Source organism: Alkalibacterium subtropicum (genome assembly GCF_900112455.1).
GTDB classification, from domain to species: Bacteria; Bacillota; Bacilli; order Lactobacillales; family Carnobacteriaceae_A; genus Alkalibacterium; species Alkalibacterium subtropicum.
In genome coordinates this window covers 173,340-188,788 of the sequence record NZ_FOLT01000004.1, presented here as the reverse complement: position 1 = coordinate 188,788, position 15,449 = coordinate 173,340, and the positions used below count along the sequence as shown (strand labels likewise).

The 15,449-nt window shown below is 42.8% G+C and carries 15 protein-coding genes; 11 read left to right on the top strand and 4 right to left on the bottom strand.

All coding sequences use genetic code 11. From position 1 onward, the window contains the following. Positions 1-14 precede the first annotated feature (14 nt). The 4 genes from BM049_RS05995 (at position 15) to BM049_RS05980 (ending at position 4,096) form a co-directional block, all read left to right on the top strand. The gene (locus BM049_RS05995) at positions 15-1,499 is read left to right on the top strand and encodes a sugar ABC transporter ATP-binding protein (RefSeq protein ID WP_091529481.1); all 1,485 of its coding nucleotides are present in this window, start codon (positions 15-17) and stop codon (positions 1,497-1,499) included. Continuing rightward, positions 1,496-2,461, top strand: coding sequence for an ABC transporter permease (locus tag BM049_RS05990; RefSeq protein WP_091529479.1), 966 nt, complete (start codon positions 1,496-1,498; stop codon positions 2,459-2,461). The genes BM049_RS05995 and BM049_RS05990 overlap by 4 nt, the downstream gene beginning before the upstream one ends. A 30-nt stretch (positions 2,462-2,491) precedes the next feature. Continuing rightward, positions 2,492-3,433, top strand: a complete 942-nt coding sequence (locus tag BM049_RS05985) for a D-ribose ABC transporter substrate-binding protein (RefSeq protein ID WP_091529477.1) — start codon at positions 2,492-2,494, stop codon at positions 3,431-3,433. 183 nt (positions 3,434-3,616) lie between these two features. Further along, a complete protein-coding gene (locus BM049_RS05980) occupies positions 3,617-4,096 on the top strand; it encodes a YrhK family protein (protein ID WP_091529476.1) in 480 nt (159 codons plus the stop codon). Positions 4,097-4,128: 32 nt separating this feature from the next. On the opposite strand, the gene spx is transcribed toward BM049_RS05980, so the two are convergent. After that, a complete protein-coding gene (gene spx, locus BM049_RS05975; RefSeq protein ID WP_091529474.1) occupies positions 4,129-4,539 on the bottom strand; it encodes a transcriptional regulator Spx in 411 nt (136 codons plus the stop codon). Between the two features lie 287 nt (positions 4,540-4,826). Here spx and BM049_RS05970 point away from each other — a divergent pair, with 287 nt between their 5' ends. The 4 genes from BM049_RS05970 (at position 4,827) to BM049_RS05955 (ending at position 8,813) form a co-directional block, all read left to right on the top strand. Beyond that, the gene (locus BM049_RS05970) at positions 4,827-5,738 is read left to right on the top strand and encodes an aldo/keto reductase (protein WP_091529473.1); all 912 of its coding nucleotides are present in this window, start codon (positions 4,827-4,829) and stop codon (positions 5,736-5,738) included. A gap of 81 nt (positions 5,739-5,819) precedes the next feature. Then, positions 5,820-6,122: a phasin family protein gene (locus BM049_RS05965; RefSeq protein ID WP_091529471.1), complete on the top strand. Its 303-nt coding sequence runs from the start codon at positions 5,820-5,822 to the stop codon at positions 6,120-6,122. Between the two features lie 66 nt (positions 6,123-6,188). After that, positions 6,189-7,784, top strand: a complete 1,596-nt coding sequence (locus tag BM049_RS05960) for an ABC1 kinase family protein (RefSeq protein ID WP_091529469.1) — start codon at positions 6,189-6,191, stop codon at positions 7,782-7,784. Between the two features lie 72 nt (positions 7,785-7,856). Next, positions 7,857-8,813 carry an aromatic acid exporter family protein gene (locus tag BM049_RS05955; RefSeq protein ID WP_091529467.1) on the top strand — a complete coding sequence of 319 codons (957 nt, stop codon included), beginning with the start codon at positions 7,857-7,859 and terminating at the stop codon, positions 8,811-8,813. Between the two features lie 73 nt (positions 8,814-8,886). On the opposite strand, the gene BM049_RS05950 is transcribed toward BM049_RS05955, so the two are convergent. From BM049_RS05950 to BM049_RS05940, 3 genes are read right to left on the bottom strand one after another with little or no spacing between them, the layout of a single operon-like run. Next, entirely contained in the window at positions 8,887-9,300 is a 414-nt protein-coding gene (locus tag BM049_RS05950) for a hypothetical protein (RefSeq protein ID WP_091529466.1), read from the bottom strand. A 5-nt stretch (positions 9,301-9,305) separates the two neighbouring features. Further along, a complete protein-coding gene (gene floA, locus BM049_RS05945; RefSeq protein ID WP_091529464.1) occupies positions 9,306-10,295 on the bottom strand; it encodes a flotillin-like protein FloA in 990 nt (329 codons plus the stop codon). 15 nt (positions 10,296-10,310) lie between these two features. Next, positions 10,311-10,913 carry an NfeD family protein gene (locus BM049_RS05940; protein ID WP_091529463.1) on the bottom strand — a complete coding sequence of 201 codons (603 nt, stop codon included), beginning with the start codon at positions 10,911-10,913 and terminating at the stop codon, positions 10,311-10,313. Positions 10,914-11,161: 248 nt separating this feature from the next. On the opposite strand from BM049_RS05940, the gene glgB reads away from it, so the two are divergent. Genes glgB through glgD form a run of 3 tightly spaced genes read left to right on the top strand, consistent with a single transcriptional unit; the run spans position 11,162 to position 15,447 of the window. Further along, positions 11,162-13,078, top strand: a complete 1,917-nt coding sequence (gene glgB / locus BM049_RS05935) for a 1,4-alpha-glucan branching protein GlgB (RefSeq protein ID WP_091529461.1) — start codon at positions 11,162-11,164, stop codon at positions 13,076-13,078. 58 nt (positions 13,079-13,136) lie between these two features. Then, complete coding sequence (locus BM049_RS05930) at positions 13,137-14,282, top strand: glucose-1-phosphate adenylyltransferase (RefSeq protein WP_091529460.1); 1,146 nt, start codon at positions 13,137-13,139, stop codon at positions 14,280-14,282. Next, positions 14,272-15,447 carry a glucose-1-phosphate adenylyltransferase subunit GlgD gene (gene glgD / locus BM049_RS05925; RefSeq protein WP_091529458.1) on the top strand — a complete coding sequence of 392 codons (1,176 nt, stop codon included), beginning with the start codon at positions 14,272-14,274 and terminating at the stop codon, positions 15,445-15,447. The genes BM049_RS05930 and glgD overlap by 11 nt, the downstream gene beginning before the upstream one ends. The last annotated feature ends 2 nt before the right edge of the window (positions 15,448-15,449 follow it).

Here is a 15,449-nt window from a genome sequence, read left to right as displayed (position 1 = left end):
AGGTGCAAGCAGTAGTGGAAATTCAAATGAAAGATATAGTCAAAAGTTTTGGAAGCAATAAAGTCCTCTTAGGTGTGAACCTCGATATTAAATCGGGTGAAGTTCATGCCCTAATGGGTGAAAACGGGGCAGGGAAGTCTACCTTGATGAATATCCTGACCGGGTTGCATAAATATGATTCCGGTGCGATCTATATCAACGGAGAGCAGCGAACCTTTGATAATCCTAAAGAGGCAGAAGAAAATGGCATCAGTTTTATCCATCAGGAAATGATTACCTGGCCGGATTTGACGGTACTGGAAAACTTGTTTATGGGACGCGAAATGAAAACCAGTTGGGGATGGATAAAAACAAAAGATATGCGCAGCACAGCTCAGAAGTTATTTGAAGATTTAGGCGTAAATATCGATTTGAATAGAGAAATGCGGACGCTATCTGTGGGTCAGCAGCAGCTGGTGGAAATCGCGAAGTCTCTCATGTCAAATGCGGAAGTCATCATCATGGATGAACCCACGGCAGCGCTGACAGAACGGGAAATCAGCGTGCTGTTTGATACGATCGAAAAACTGACAGCTAAAAATGTTGCCATTATTTATATTTCACATCGTATGGAAGAAATTTTTGCCATCAGTGACAGGATCACTGTGATGCGGGACGGCGTGAGTGTGGATACAAAACCAACGGCTCAGACTGATAATGATGAAGTCGTCCGTAAAATGGTCGGTCGGGATCTGGAAGATTACTATCCGGATATCGAAACAGAGAACGGGGATGTCCTGTTTGAAGTGAAAGATCTAAGTGATGGCAGACACTATAAGAACATCAACTTCAGTGTTCGTCAAGGCGAAATCCTTGGTGTATCAGGCTTAATGGGAGCAGGCCGTACAGAAATCATGCGTGGTATATTTGGTATGGATAAACTGGCTTCTGGTAAGCTGATGCTCGATGGTGAAGAAATAACGATAAACTCACCGGCTGATGCCATTCAAAAAGGGATCGGGTTTCTGACCGAGAATCGGAAAGAAGAAGGTTTGATACTGGAGGATTCACTGAGAGAGAATATTTCATTGCCTTCCATCAATGAATTCAGCCGTACAGGCTGGATCAATACAAAAGAAGAAAAGGAATTTGCCGACCTGCTGATCAAACGACTGACTGTAAAAACAGTCAGCGGCGAGGTTCCAGTCAGTACCCTTTCGGGAGGTAATCAACAGAAAGTCGTCCTGGCTAAATGGATCGGTGCCGGTTCACGTGTCCTCATACTCGATGAGCCAACACGGGGTGTCGATGTTGGAGCTAAACGCGAAATTTACATGCTGATGAAAGAACTGGCGGAACGTGGCGTGGGTATCATTATGGTGTCCAGTGACCTGCCTGAAATAATCGGTATCAGTGACCGGGTCATCGTCGTTCACGAAGGCCACATTGCCGGCGAAGTAGAAAAAGAAGAGCTATCAGAAGAAAAAATCATGACCTTAGCGACAGGAGGATACAAATGAGTGCAGAAGTGAGTAATGTATCAAAGAAAAAAGAAAACAGAAGTGAAATGTTACGGAAGTTAGGTCCGTTTTTCGCCCTGATCGTGTTGATGATTTTTGTAACGATCATGAATCCGAATTTCATTCAGATCGGTAATATCCTGAATTTATTGCGTCAGGTATCCATTAATGGACTCATTGCCTTTGGGATGACATTCGTTATTATTACAGGTGGGATCGACTTGTCGGTCGGCTCGACCCTGGCACTCAGTGGGGCATTGGGAGCCGGGATGATCGCCGGGGGATGGAGCCCGGTAATAGCCACGCTTGCCGCTTTAGTTATCGGAGCGATTTTGGGAGCAGTGAACGGAGTGGTCATTACAAAAGGTAAAACGGCTCCATTTATAGCCACACTGGCAACGATGACGATATATCGCGGCTTGACTCTCGTGTATACTGACGGAAATCCGATAACTGGAATCGGTGACAGTTTTTTCTTTCAGTTCATAGGTAAAGGGTATCTCTTCGGTATCCCTTTCCCAGTCGTATTGATGGCTGTCGCATTCGGCATCCTCTATGTTGTCCTTCATAAGATGACTTTCGGCCGTAAAACATTCGCTATCGGTGGGAATGAAACGGCTGCTTATATCGCAGGGATAAAAAGTGATCGCATCAAGATAGCTGTTTATGCTATTTCCGGATTCATGGCATCTTTATCAGGTCTGATCCTGGCATCCCGATTGAACTCTGCACAACCGACCGCCGGGACCTCTTATGAGCTGGACGCTATTGCCGCTGTCGTTTTAGGCGGAACCAGTCTTTCAGGCGGACGTGGCCGATTGTTCGGTACGCTTGTCGGTGCGCTTATAATCGGGACATTGAATAATGGCCTGAACCTGATCGGAGTATCCAGTTTTTATCAGCAGGTCGTTAAAGGGATCGTCATCATCATTGCTGTATTATTAGATAGAAAAAATGATTAAAAATATAAAAAATATTAGGAGGAAACAAAGATGAAAAAATTAGTCGCATTGTTCAGTGCATCAGCATTACTATTGGGAGCGTGTGGAACGACAGGATTAGAAGGAAGCAATACTGAAGATAACGGTGAAACAGATATCGAAAGTGTCGAGCGAGATGAAATGGTTGTTGGTCTATCCTTGTCAACGTTAAACAATCCGTTCTTTGTCTCACTGGAAGAAGGGGTCGTGAATACGGCTGAAGCTGAAGGGACAGAGGTCCGTACGGTAGATGCCCAGGATGATACAGCTAAACAGTTGAACGATATCAATGACCTCATTCAGCAGGACGTCAATGTGCTGCTCATAAATCCTGTCGATTCAGCCGCGATCGAACCGGCCATCGAATCAGCTAACAGTGCGGGTATCCCTGTTATTACGATCGACCGTTCGACAGAAGGCGGAGATGTGGTGACGCTGGTTGCTTCTGATAACGTTGAAGGAGGAGAAATGGCGGCTCAGTACATTATTGACCTTGTAGGTGAAGGCGCAGTAACGGTTCAGCTGGAAGGTGTACCAGGAGCTTCCGCTACACGTGAACGTGGAGAAGGGTTCATGAATGTTGCAGAAGAAGGACTGGATGTTGTGGACAGCCAGACAGCCAACTTCAACCGTTCAGAAGGCTTGACTGTCATGGAGAATATGCTCCAGAGTAATTCAGATGTTGAAGCTGTCTTTGCACAGAATGATGAAATGGCCCTAGGCGCTTTAGAAGCAATCGAAGCAGCAGGACTGGCTGAGGATATCGTTGTTGTCGGATTTGACGGAAATGATGATGCTTTAGAAGCCATTGAAGCCGGACGTATGGATGCCACGATTGCACAGCAGCCAGATGAAATGGGACGCATCGCAATGGAAACAGCTTATGAATACTTCGACGGAGAAGAAATCGAAGAGTATATTGCTGCACCTCTAGAACTCATAACAAACGAATGATAAAAATAGTTTGCCAAAAAAAGGAGCTCTTTGAGTTCCTTTTTTTGCTCGATAAGACCGATAGCGTTTCGTAAACATCGAAGCATTCGTGGACAGCCTGTTTTTAAGTCATATTTCATGACCCGCTTCCTTTCTTTTGCTATTCTATATGTAATCAGTTTTTAGTGAGAGGTGTAAAAAAGCATGTTGCCTAAGAAACCAATCAGACCGAAAAAACCTTTAATAGAGAAAAAAGAACATAAAGTTGAACCTGGAAAAGATGAGGATGTCGTTGTAAAAGTGGGTGGGTTCCGTGTCTATTTTCAGAACTACTATACGATCGTATCCTTGACCAATGATTTGCTTACAGGTGGATTATATTTATCGGGAAGCTTAGTCCAGACCTTTACAAATATGGAACGTATCGGTATGTATTTATATATATTTGCCAGTTTTTTCCTGCTGATGCGTCCTGTTCTTAAAATACTCCAGTATGTCTATTTGTACAATAAAGAGGAATACGAAAAACAGATTTTAGGAGAAGCCGAAGAAAACTTTAAACCCGGTGAAGAACTGAAAGGTAAGAATGATGAAGTAAAGAAACAAAAATCAGAGGAAAAACCGAAAGTAGAAGCAGATGCGGATAATAATCAAGTGTCTGGAAGCAAAGAAAAAACGGAGTAGATGTCATCTACTCCGTTTTTAAGAACTATATTTTAGGCTGAATCGACGACCGCTAATTGACGATGGATTTCTGCCAGTTCGATTTCACGGACCTTACGCGGAAGGAAGCATCTGATTTCTTCCTCATTGTAGCCGATTTGTAAACGACGGTCATCCATTATGATCGGACGACGAATCAGGCTTGGCTGTTCGGTAAACAAATCCAAGAGTTCGTTCATGGATAAGTCCTCGATGTCTAGTGTTAATGACTGATAAGCCTGTGAACGATAAGAGATGAGTTCACTGGTACCTTCCTCTGTCAGACTAAGTATCCGTTTGATTTCCTGTTTCGTTAAAGGTTCATGAAAAATGTTTTTTTCAGTAAAGGGTAACTTCTGTTCTTCTAACCATGCTTTAGCTTTTCGGCAAGATGTGCAGCTCGGAGAGACATATAATGTGATCATGGATTATGGCTCCTTTCAAAAGTCCAAGTGTGAGTATGTATACTCGATTTAAGATTTCAGAAAAGTGTGAACAATTTGTTACAATTACTATTTTAGAGGTTTTATAAGAAAATGCAATACTATTTGACACTTTTCTGTCACAAATGAGCTGATTTAATATAAGTAATTTTTTTGACACATTTTTGACACAAAAGTTCAGAAGGAATCATATTCGTGCTTTGTGTAAGTTTAGCAATTATCTTACAAAGAGAGTACAATAAAAGTATCATATATATGGAGGGTTCAATGTGAAAAAAATCAAATTAGGTCGATCAGATTTGAACGTGTCTGAAATTGCCTTAGGCTGTATGCGTATGGATAAACTGAACGCTGAAGATGCAGCAAAAGTGATTGAAACAGCTTTTGATGAAGGCATCAATTTTTACGATCATGCAGATATCTACGGAAAAGGTGAATCGGAAAAGCGTTTCGCAGAATCTTTAAAGAGAACATCTATCAAAAGAGACGACATACTCCTGCAGTCTAAAGCAGGGATCCGTTCAGGCTTTTTCGATTTCTCTAAAGAACACATTATTTCAACAGTAGAAGGGTCATTAAAACGTCTGGATACTGAATACTTAGATGTGCTTCTGCTGCACCGTCCTGATGCGCTTGTCGAGCCGGGAGAAGTAGCGGAAGCGTTTAATGAATTGTATTCAGCTGGAAAAGTGAAGCATTTCGGAGTAAGCAATCATAGTCCGCTGCAGATCGAACTCCTGAAAAAATACATCGATCAGGATTTGATAGCCAACCAGCTGCAATTCAGCGTGATGCATACCGGTATGGTTGATGCAGGGATTCATGTGAATACCAAAAACGAGAATTCTATCGATCATGACCGGGCGATACTGGATTACAGCCGCATCAATGATATGACGATCCAGCCGTGGTCTCCTGTCCATGCTGAAAAAGGGGTCTTTTTGAACAATCCTGAATATCAGGAAGTCAATGATAAGCTGACAGAAATCGGCAAAAAATACGATGTGGACAATGAAGCAATGGCGATTGCGTGGATTTTAAGACATCCGGCACAGATGCAGGTCATTCTGGGTACAATGACACCGGAACGGATACGAAATTATGCCAAAGCTTCTGGAGTGATGATGACACGGGAGGAATGGTACAGTATATATCGTGCCGCAGGCAATATCGTTCCTTAAAAAGTTTGAATTTGCTTATATCTGACATCAGAACAAATGAATGATATAATGGGGTTGTACATTAACGAAAGGGGTTATCATATGTTAGAAGATATCAAAAAAGCGCTGTTGATTGGAGTTGGCTCTACAGCGATCGCGGTTGAAAAAGCTGTCGAGCAGGTAGATAAATTAGTCAGTCGTGGGAAATTGACCGTTTCTGAGGGCAAAAAATTGACAGAAGAATTGATACAGAAGAAAAATAACACCCTGACTTCGGAAGATAAAGAGACACTGGAAGCCGTACTGCTGGAAATGAATGTAGCACAGCGACAGGACATCGATGATTTAGAAGAAAAAGTAAAAGAACTTGAAAGAAAACTCGATAATAAATCTACTGATGCATAAGGTTGGTGGTGTTGATCATATCCTTGGTCAGCACCTCTTTTCAACTTAAAGAGAGGAGGCAGACACGTGAAAAATAATCGTGAACGTTTGAGAGAAATCGCCAGTGTGCTGGCATCTTATGGGTTTGGGCATATTTACCGCACGCGCCTGCGAACGAAACATAAAGAACAGGATGCTCGAAACCTGCGCTTGGCTTTCGAAGAGCTTGGTCCGAGTTTTATTAAAATCGGCCAGATCATTTCGACGCGTCAAGATTTATTGCCTCCCAGTTACATAAATGAAATGTCTAAGCTAAGAGACGATGCACCACCTTTCCCATTTTCTGAGATCAGTCGGATATTTCATGAGGAATTCAAGGAATCTCTGTCTGACGTATTTGAGTGGGTCGACGAAAAACCGATAGCAAGTGCCTCTGTGGCTCAAGTGCATAAGGCTAAACTACTAACCGGTGAAGATGTTGTTATTAAAGTTCAGCGTCCTGAAATCGAAGAGAATCTTCTCAGAGATATCAAGCTGTTTTCTCGAATCGTTTCCATGGCTCCTGAGACGGTAAAAGAGATGCTTGTGGATGTGGAAGCGGCTTTTAAAGAAATCGAAGAAACCACAAAGAGAGAACTTGATTTCAGAAATGAAGGTCAGGCACTTGTTAAATTCAAGCAGCTGAATAAGCAAAACGATGCCGTCAGTGTCCCGAGCCCATACCTGCCTTATACATCCAAGCGTGTCCTGGTCGAGGATTACGTCGGAGGCATCAGAAGTCTGAATCTTCAGCAAATCAGAGAAGAGGGTTATGTCAAAAAAGATATCGCAGAAAAACTGGTCTTTTCCATTTTGTCCCAGGTATTTAAAGATGGGTATTTCCACGGCGACCCCCATCCCGGGAATATCATACTAAGCGATAATAAAATCGTATTTATTGACTTCGGGATTATCGGAGAGTTGTCTGAAGCAGTAAAAAAAGATCTGATAAAAATGATGAGAGCTATCGTATTTGAAGATATCGACCAGCTGATGAACCTGTTACTGCAGATGGCCATCACGAAAGAAAAAGTCGACCGGTTCGAATTCTCAGAAGATCTGGATGATTTTTATCAGTCTTATATTTCTAAAAGCTTTGGACAAATCGATTTAAGTTCATTCTTTTCTGATGTCCTGCACGTCACGCGCAAATACAAAATGGTCATGCCCAATGATTTCATTCTTTTAGCTAAATCCTTAACGATTTTGGAAGGGGTTGTAACCGAGCTTCATCCTGATATAAATATCCTGGAGATCGCATCGGATTATATCAAGTCAAGTGATGATATCGAAATCTTTGAATCCTTCTCTTCTGCTAAAGTGAAAATGAGCACCTATCAGCTGGCGATGGATTCGATCAAGTTTCCTTCTGCACTCAAACGTGCTCTGGATACCGTTAATAATGGGCGACTGATGCTGCACATCGATCTGGTGCATTTTGATGAAAAATGGCGTGAAGTAAATAAAATGGTCAACCGATTAGTTTTTGCTGTTATCATCGCTGCGCTCATTCTCGCCTCCGCCATCATATTTGTCATGGCGGAAGCTGCTGGGGTTTCCCTATTTGCTATCATCATTTTTATAGGAGCAGGAGTGATGGGACTTTGGCTGCTGATTTCTATCATCAAATCAGGGACCTTATGACGCAGGTTCAATGACTGCAGTGTTTAAAGGATAACTGAATTGAATGGAACAAAATAAGGGAGGACAGAGTGCATGACCATCAAACTGAAAACAATAAAAATCGTCCTCGCAACCTTTATTTCCATACTGATCGCGCAAGCGCTCGATCTGGAATATCCGCTGGCAGCAGGCATTATTGCCATCTTAAGTGTGCTGGATACAAAAAAGGAGTCGATAGCTACGGCATATCAGCGGTTAGCGTCGACAGTAGTGGCTTTTTTTATTGCCTCCGTGATTTTTTATGTTTTTGGCTTTTCTGTTTTGACATTCAGTCTGTATCTGCTTTTCTATGTCCCTGCTGCGTACAAGTATAACCTTCAGTCAGGAATCGCTCCCTGTTCTGTCTTGGTCACGCACTTTGTCGTGGCTGAGAGCATCGCTTTATACTGGCAGATCAATGGCTTGCTTTTAATGGCTATTGGGGCGGTGGTCGCGATCCTTTTCAATTTATGGATGCCTTCTTATGAGAAAGATTTAAATCAGAAGATCCATTCGATCGAAGAGGAACTGCGTCAGTTTTTAGGTCTTTTCTATACTTATCTCATGGGAAGCACTGTACATCAGGATCTGAATTCAAAGGCACGCAAACTTTCCGCTCTTCTGGAGGAGACCGAAAAGATAGCTTTGATGGATCATGAAAACCAGTTAGTCAAAAATAGTGACTATTACATCAAGTACACACAAATGAGAGAACGACAGCTTGATCTGCTGAAAGTGATGATACAGAATATAACGGCTGTACGGCTTGAAACAGAACAGAACAGGGCCCTTGCCCAGCTGTTCGATGATATCTCCAAGCAGCTGCATGAAAAGAACGCAGGCCTGTCGCTGCTGGAGCATATTTCGGTGCTGTATCGTCACTTCAGACAGTCAGAATTGCCTAAAACAAGAGAAGAATTTGAAAGCCGGGCTATTTTATTTCAGATCCTGAGAGATATTGAGCGTTTTATTGAAATAAAGAGAGACTTTTTTATGGCTCATTCAGAGTAAATGAAAAGCTTCAAACAGAGAAGAACAGACTGCAGTCTGTCTTTTCTTGTTTGAAGCTTTTATTTATCATTAACTAGTCGTCTCGCATAGAGACGGGCTTATCCAATATCTCTTTGTAGACGATGGCTTCCTTCAATCTTTTTCTATTGAAAGAAGGCGATACTTTTTTTTCTTTAGTACGGTAGGGATCTTCTATAGTAGTGACTTCTTTGATCAGTGGCTTATGCGATTCGCGTACCTTGTCTCTGGCACGTGGTGTGCGTGTGTATTTTGATTCCCGTTCCGGACGGTTGCTTTTTTTCTCCGGTTTCTTTTCATTGCGTCTGATGGTTTCAACCCTTTGTTTTGGGACCTCCATCTCACTCGGGTCATTTCTAGGCACCTGTCTGGATGCGTTTTTAGTGATCCTGGAAAAGATAGTGGCAATGGATGAAACAATAGCGAAGAACACAAGTAACTGAATGATCCAGATAATTATGAATGACATGGTGATCACTCTTCTTCTTCAGATGACTGTCCGGAAATAGCTGTTCTCATTTCTGTGTCTGCATTCACGTTTTTCATTTTATAATAATCCATGACACCTAAGTTGCCACTGCGCAATGCTTCTGACATGGCAAGAGGAACTTCAGCTTCAGCCTCAACAACTTTGGCGCGCATTTTCTGAGTTTCAGCACGCATTTCCTGTTCTTGAGCGATAGCCATGGAACGGCGTTCTTCAGCTTTGGCCTGCGCGATGTTTTTATCAGCTTCAGCCTGTTCTGTCTGCAGCTTAGCGCCGATGTTTCGACCGACATCCACGTCCGCGATATCGATGGACAGGATTTCAAAAGCCGTGCCGGCATCCAGACCTTTGCCGAGGACAGTTTGAGAAATCATGTCAGGGTTCTCAAGGACATCCGAATGCTTTTCAGCGGAACCGACTGTGGTAACGACCCCTTCACCGACACGGGCGATGATCGTATCCTCTCCGGCACCACCGACTAAGCGCTCAATGTTTGCGCGTACCGTAACTTTCGCTTTAGCGATGATTTCGATACCGTCTTTTGCCACTGCGGCAATGTCCGGTGTCACGATAACCTTAGGGTTGACCGAAACCTGAACAGCTTCAAATACATTACGTCCAGCCAGGTCGATGGCTGCAGCTTTTTCAAATTCCAGATCGATTTCAGCACGATGAGAAGCAATCAAGGCGTCGATCACAGCGTTGACATTCCCTCCGGCTAAATAGTGGGCTTCCAGTTCATCTGTTGATAAGTGAAGTCCGGCTTTCGTCGCTTTGATCAAAGGACGAATGATCGAATGGGGGCTGACTTGACGCAGTCGCATTCCTACCAGCGTCCCGATGCCGACTTTAACTCCTGAGAAGTAGGCTGTGACCCACAATCCCACTGGAACAAAACGCAGAAAGACACTGATCAGTATTAATATGACCACTGCGGTGATGATGATGCCAATGTATCCGTTACCCAATAAATCCATAGTCATTTCTCCTATCTATTTTTTTCTAACTGTTATCTTTGTTCCTTTGACTTTATCTACGATTACTGCTGTTCCTTTTGATATATGTCCTTCTGTACTTAGTACATCATATAAAGTAGGGTCATCACCAAAAGTTACTTTACCAGATGGGCGGAGCGGGGTGACAGCGACACCTTCATCATCGACTTGAATAATGTCTTTTTCGACGGTTTTGTTATTATTTGAACTTTGCATATTGGTCTGCAGAATGAGTTTATTGACGTTCGACAAGGAATAACCGTTTTTTATGAGATAGATAATGACACCGGTGGTTATGACTACGGATAAACTCAGATCTCTGATCGTCTGTCCGAAATCACCAATAGTTAAATACAATCCGGAAATCAGAAGTACGATACCGATGATTCCCGCAGCGCCGAATTCCGGGACGAAGATCTCAAAGACAATGAGCAATAAGCCTGCAGTAAACAGCACGATCGGCAGCCAGGTCTCCGTTCCAATAAAGTGAAAATAGGCGGCTGTGCTTATGAGTGCGAGGCCGGCCCCACTTTTTAAATAGGGTGTGAGGATGGCGACGGCCACTCCAATGAACCCTAAACCTAGTAGTAATCCTTCCATTTGTAGAAATCCTCCTTTCTGCTTATTCGTTAACGATCTTACAAGGTCATCATACCATTTTAAGAAAGGGTTGTCATCGGTCCTGGGGCCGATTAAAAAATCGTTAAAATCTTTCGATTGATAACTATTCACAAGATGAAAAGTTTGGTATAGTATAGGTATTACGTTACAATGGTACTACAATACCATTTGTTACAGTCCTAATGTTACAGGACTTAGAAAGATTGGTTTCACAAAGGGGGATATTAATGAGTGATGGAAAAGAAAAGTTAGAATATGATAATAAAGATCTGGCATCTTATTATCTGTTTAACGAGGGGACGCAGTATGACAGCTATACCACTATGGGATGTAAAAAAGTGGAAGATGGCTATGTTTTCACCGTTTGGGCACCACATGCGCAGGCAGTTTACCTGGTCGGGGACTTCAATGAATGGTCTGAACTAGATGAGATGCAGAAAGTTGAAGAAACAGGTATGTTCAGATTAAAAGACGCAAGAGCCAAGAAGGGACAATGTTATAAATACAAGGTCGTGCAGGCAGACGGGTCTGTGGCATACAAGATAGACCCGTATGCCTATGAGTTTGAGGTCCGGCCTAACGATGCAGCCGTTGTGCGTGATCTGCCAGCTAAACAGTGGAAAGACGGTTTGTGGATGGCTAATCGTAGAAGACTCGAAATCTACAATCGTCCTTTGAATATATATGAAGTGCATTTGAGCTCATGGAAACACCATGAAGATGGTTCATGGTATACGATCGAAGAGTTGAAACGAGAACTGATCCCCTATGTGAAAAAACTAGGGTACACACATATCGAATTCATGCCCCTGATGGAACATCCGCTTGATGCAAGCTGGGGCTATCAGGCCACAGGCTTTTTCGGACTGTCTTCCAAGTACGGCACGATCGAAGAACTGCAGGATTTTGTGGAGACGGCTCACCAGGAAAATATCGGTGTCATCATGGACTGGGTACCGGGTCATTTTAATCGAAATGATTATGGAATGGCTTATTTTGATGGGACGCCTCAGTTTGAATATAGTGATCCAAATCAGGCAAACAACAACCGGTGGGGAACATTGAATTTTGATCTGGGTAAAAATCAGGTACGCAGTTATCTGATATCGAATGCATTATTCTGGCTGGAACAGTTCCATCTGGATGGTTTGCGCGTCGATGCAGTCAGCAACATGCTGTATCTGGATTACGACCTGGGGGACTGGACACCAAATGACGAAGGAACGAATATCAATAAATCGGGTGTCGAATTTATACAGATCATGAATAAGAAAATATTCGAAAGACATCCGGATGTATTAATGATGGCTGAAGAAAGCACGGCCTGGCCTAAAGTGACGCACCCTGTGCACGAAGGTGGACTGGGCTTCAATTACAAGTGGAATATGGGATGGATGAATGACACGCTCCGTTTCTTTGAAATGGATCCTTTATACAGAAAAGACCATTTTAATTTGATTACCTTTTCATTCATGTATACATTCAATGAAAATTACGTCCTGCCTTTTTCACACGACGAAGTTGTTCACGGCAAAAAATCAATGATGCATAAGATGTTCGGTGACCGGTACAATCAGTTCGCAGGACTAAGAACGATCGAAACATACCGGATGATGCATCCCGGCAAGAAACTTCAGTTTATGGGGGCCGAATTTGGACAGTTCCTTGAATGGCGCTTCCAGGAAGGGCTTGTATGGGACAGCCTGAATGACTCAATGAATGCGAAACATTTAGCATTCACCCAGCAGCTGAATGCTTTCTATAAGGAACACAGGGCGCTTTGGGAAGTGGATCACCAGCCGGCAGGAACAGAGATTCTGCAGGCAGACAACGCAGATGAATCCCTACTGTTCTTTATCCGTAATGGAAAGAAACCGAGAGATTTTCTTGTCGTTTTATGCAATTTTGTCCCTGTCGAAAGGCAGAACGTAAAAGTCGGTGTGCCTTTCAAGGGACAGTATGAAGAAGTCTGGAATACTGAGTGGGATGCCCTTGGCGGCACCTGGACGACGCCTCAAGGGGTACTTAAAACCACTGAAGAGTCGGTCCATGGTAAAGACTATGCAGTCGAAGTTATATTGCCGGCCTTAAGTGTTGTCGTGTTAAAACCTAAACGTGTTTATGGAGTACCAAAAAATAAATAGGAGAAACTAATTCAGTTATAAGGAGGGAAGGAAGGTCAATAGACACTTCCGAAATAGAATGAAAACTGAAACAGTCGCAATGATATTAGCCGGAGGCCAGGGGTCACGACTAGGAAAGTTAACCAAACATATCGCTAAGCCAGCTGTCCCTTTTGGAGGAAATTACCGTATCATTGACTTTGCACTGTCCAACTGTGCAAACTCTGGTATGAATGACGTTGGCGTTGTTACACAGTATCAGCCGTTGATTTTAAACAATCATGTAGGCAATGGATCCAGCTGGGGGTTAAATCGACATAACGGTGAAGCAACGATCCTTCAGCCTTATTCCAGTATGGAAGGTGAAAAGTTTTTCAAAGGTACGGCCCACGCTGTTTTTCAAAATATCGACTTTATCGATAAAAAAAATCCTAAGTATGTAATGATCCTTTCTGGCGATCATATTTATAAAATGGATTATCAGAAAATGCTGGATTATCACAAAGAACAGGAGGCAACATTAACTGTTGGAGTCATGCCGGTGCCTTGGGAAGATGCTTCACGATTTGGTGTCATGAATACAGATAAGACAGACCGGATCATTGAATTCCAGGAGAAACCGGAGAATCCTAAATCCAATCTGGCTTCAATGGGTATCTACATCTTCAACTGGGACAGACTCAAAAAATACTTGGTGGATAATCAGGCGAAAGACAGACAACTGACTGATTTCGGTCATCATGTCATACCGGCCTACTTAAGAAACAATGAAGCGATCTTTGCCTATTCATTTGAAGGGTACTGGAAAGATGTCGGAACGATCGAAAGCTTATGGAGCGCCAATATGGAGTTTCTGGATCCTGAACATGAACTGGATATTCGAGATAGAAACTGGCGAGTCTATTCAAATAATCCGAATACGACACCACAGTTTTTGACAGAATCTGCCAAGGTGACAGATTCCATGATCACAGATGGCTGTTATATTTCAGGCGAGGTGGTTCATTCGATTATTTCTCACAATGTCAAGATAGGTAAAAATTCCTCCATCAAAGACTCGTTCGTCATGCCTAATGCCGTCATTGGAGAAAATGTGAAAATCGAAAAAGCCATCATCGGAGAAGGGGCACAGATCCATGATGGAACTGAAATCATTGGTTCTGACGATAATATTGAAGTTGTCGGTTATGATGAAGAAGTAGGAGGCTATACAGATGAGAACTAAAATCGCACCTATTTTAAACTTAGTAGAAGAGAACGAAAACCTTAAGCCGCTGACAAATAGACGGCCAGTGGCATCATTACCCTTTGCCTGCAGATATCGGCTGGTGGATTTTCCCTTTTCAAGTTTATCCAGTATTGAAGCGCCTTCTGCCGCCTTGTTCATTTCCGGATCCGGTCATTCCCTCTATGATCACATCAGATCCGGAGCCACTTGGGGTCTTGAGTCGTCCGTAGGCGGAGGTGTTTTCACTCACTCTCATATAAATCTTAAAGCAGAACTCGAAGATCCGCAGTATCAAGGGAATTACTATGATGACCACTATCACTATGTGTCACGCTCGCATGCAGAGTATGTCATGATCATGGGATCGAATATGTTGTCTAATATTCGTCTGGATTCTCTCTTGCGTTTTCATGAGAAAAAAGACAGCGATGCTACGGTCATTTATAAAAAAATCAAAAGAAGTGAAGTGCGTGAAGATTCTATCCATTCTGCACTGATCATGAGCGAAAAGGATAATGACAAGATTGAGGGGATTCGCCCTGTAACGGACACAACAGATCCGAATGACTCACTCCTTCTGAATATGGAAATGATGATCTTAAGTAAAGATGCCTTTTTGAATTATTTATTTAAAGCTAAAAAAGAAAACTTAGATGTCAGCGTGAAGCATATCATCACGTACTGTCATGGTTCTGAACACAATATTTACGGCTATGAATATACAGGCTACCTGAAAGTGATCGAAGACATCGGCAGTTATTATCAGGCGAATATGGACATGCTGAACGAGGATAATTTCAATTCTTTATTCTATCGTTCTAATCCGGTGCTCACAAAGCTGAAAAACTCAGCACCCACATATTACGGCAAACATGCTGAGATCAACAACGCCCAGTTTGCCAATGACTGTGAAGTATACGGGAAAGTTGAAAATTCACTTGTTTTCCGAAAAGTAACCATTGCTGAAGACGCGCATATTGAAGATTCGATCATCATGCAGGATTCATGCATCGAGGAAGATGTTCACCTGAAATATGTTATTCTGGACAAGCACGTGTATGTCAAGAGAGGTGCAAAGCTGGAAGGGACACCTGACGAACCGATCGTTGTTGCTAAAGACAGTGTCATTTATGAGGACGGGACGATAGAGGAAGGTGAATAAAA

Excerpts from the sequence above, each read along its gene's own strand:
- BM049_RS05990 (WP_091529479.1), top strand. The coding sequence starts at position 1,496 with ATGAGTGCAGAAGTGAGTAATGTATCAAAGAAAAAAGAAAACAGAAGT.
- BM049_RS05985 (WP_091529477.1), top strand. The coding sequence starts at position 2,492 with ATGAAAAAATTAGTCGCATTGTTCAGTGCATCAGCATTACTATTGGGA.
- BM049_RS05980 (WP_091529476.1), top strand. The coding sequence starts at position 3,617 with ATGTTGCCTAAGAAACCAATCAGACCGAAAAAACCTTTAATAGAGAAA.
- spx (WP_091529474.1), bottom strand. The coding sequence starts at position 4,539 with ATGATCACATTATATGTCTCTCCGAGCTGCACATCTTGCCGAAAAGCT.
- BM049_RS05965 (WP_091529471.1), top strand. The coding sequence starts at position 5,820 with ATGTTAGAAGATATCAAAAAAGCGCTGTTGATTGGAGTTGGCTCTACA.
- BM049_RS05955 (WP_091529467.1), top strand. The coding sequence starts at position 7,857 with ATGACCATCAAACTGAAAACAATAAAAATCGTCCTCGCAACCTTTATT.
- BM049_RS05950 (WP_091529466.1), bottom strand. The coding sequence starts at position 9,300 with ATGTCATTCATAATTATCTGGATCATTCAGTTACTTGTGTTCTTCGCT.
- floA (WP_091529464.1), bottom strand. The coding sequence starts at position 10,295 with ATGGATTTATTGGGTAACGGATACATTGGCATCATCATCACCGCAGTG.
- BM049_RS05940 (WP_091529463.1), bottom strand. The coding sequence starts at position 10,913 with ATGGAAGGATTACTACTAGGTTTAGGGTTCATTGGAGTGGCCGTCGCC.
- glgB (WP_091529461.1), top strand. The coding sequence starts at position 11,162 with ATGAGTGATGGAAAAGAAAAGTTAGAATATGATAATAAAGATCTGGCA.
- BM049_RS05930 (WP_091529460.1), top strand. The coding sequence starts at position 13,137 with ATGAAAACTGAAACAGTCGCAATGATATTAGCCGGAGGCCAGGGGTCA.
- glgD (WP_091529458.1), top strand. The coding sequence starts at position 14,272 with ATGAGAACTAAAATCGCACCTATTTTAAACTTAGTAGAAGAGAACGAA.